Origin of the sequence: Bacillus sp. JJ722 (genome assembly GCF_036963345.1) — a bacterium.
GTDB lineage: Bacteria > Bacillota > Bacilli > Bacillales > DSM-1321 > Bacillus_AD.
The window spans coordinates 597-1,917 of sequence record NZ_JBALMO010000417.1; the positions used below are offsets into that span (position 1 = coordinate 597).

1 protein-coding gene is annotated in these 1,321 nt (G+C 28.2%); it reads left to right on the forward strand.

Features of this window, described 5'->3' with window-relative positions:
- Positions 1–486 precede the first annotated feature (486 nt).
- Complete coding sequence (locus V7014_RS26980; RefSeq protein ID WP_335512185.1) at positions 487–951, forward strand: NUDIX domain-containing protein; 465 nt, start codon at positions 487–489, stop codon at positions 949–951.
- Positions 952–1,321 lie beyond the last annotated feature (370 nt).

The window sequence follows — 1,321 nt, forward strand, 5'->3', positions numbered from 1 at the left end:
ATTAATCAGCTTGTAAATATAAAGGGAAACAAGGTTGATTTAGTTTACTATAATGACAAAAATCGAGCAAAAAAATATATACAGAATGAAATAAATAAACACAAAATACTGATATATATAAACACTTTCTTCTTTGCGTGAAAGGAATATTTATATAGACTTTCGCCAAAACTCAAAATACCTAGCATAAATATAATTACTAGTACTAAATCAATTCTCATCGGTAGCTCCTTTTAATATGGTATATAAATTATTATATCAAAAAAATAAAGGGGAGTATTAAAGTGATAGTTCATTATGATCAAAATCTATAATTAAGGGGGAATAGACGATAGGGACTGAGAGCTTGTAACGCTGTTGTAATTCCTTCGTGATAGTTTAAGATTTTCTTCAAATATCAGGTGGAATAACTAGGGTTGCAGGTTACATTAATAAATATTTGATTGAAATTGATGTATGTAAAATAGGGTGATTAGGAGGGGCCTAATGAACATTAGAAATTCAGCAAAAGCAATTATAATAAATAGTGATAAGGTATTACTTACAAAAAATCAAGATAAAGAAGGTTTCTTTTATCTTTGTCCAGGTGGTGGTCAAGAACATGGTGAAACGCTTCATGATGCCTTAAAAAGAGAATGTATCGAGGAGGTTGGATTTCATATAGAGATTGGAAATCTCCTACACATACGAGAGTATATAGGGAAGAATCATGAATACTCACCGTTTGATTATGATGTTCATCAGGTTGAATACTATTTTATTTGTGAACTGAAATATAATGAAAGTAACCAAATTGATCCAATTAACCCTGATAGTCATCAAGTAGGGATAAAATGGGTACATGTAAATGATTTGTTGCAATACAGACTTTATCCGAAAGAGATAAGAAAATATATTGTTAAATATTTCAATAAAGAAAAAGCTCCTGTTTATCTTGGAGATGTTAATTAAACCTTATTAAAATCTGTAGTGATTCTATTTCCAGTAGTAATAAATATAATTCTGTTTGAACGGTTAATAACTGAAATTATGCATTTTGTATCAATCAGGATTTTTCATTTCCTTCTTAAATAGTCATAGTATTCATTCTATTAGGTTGATCCATTTATATGAACTTTCCCTCCCAAAAAGAAAGTACTCTACTTTTTAGGATTATTATCATTTGTAACTTTTTAATTGAGAAAAATACGAAAAATATTATTCACTTTTATTTCACTTAATTTTAGAAGAGAAGTGAATAAGTCCATGAAAATAAGGGTTTTTATCTTTGGTTTCTAATTAAACCTTTGTGAACTTTTTATGAAAACATACTATTTCTAAG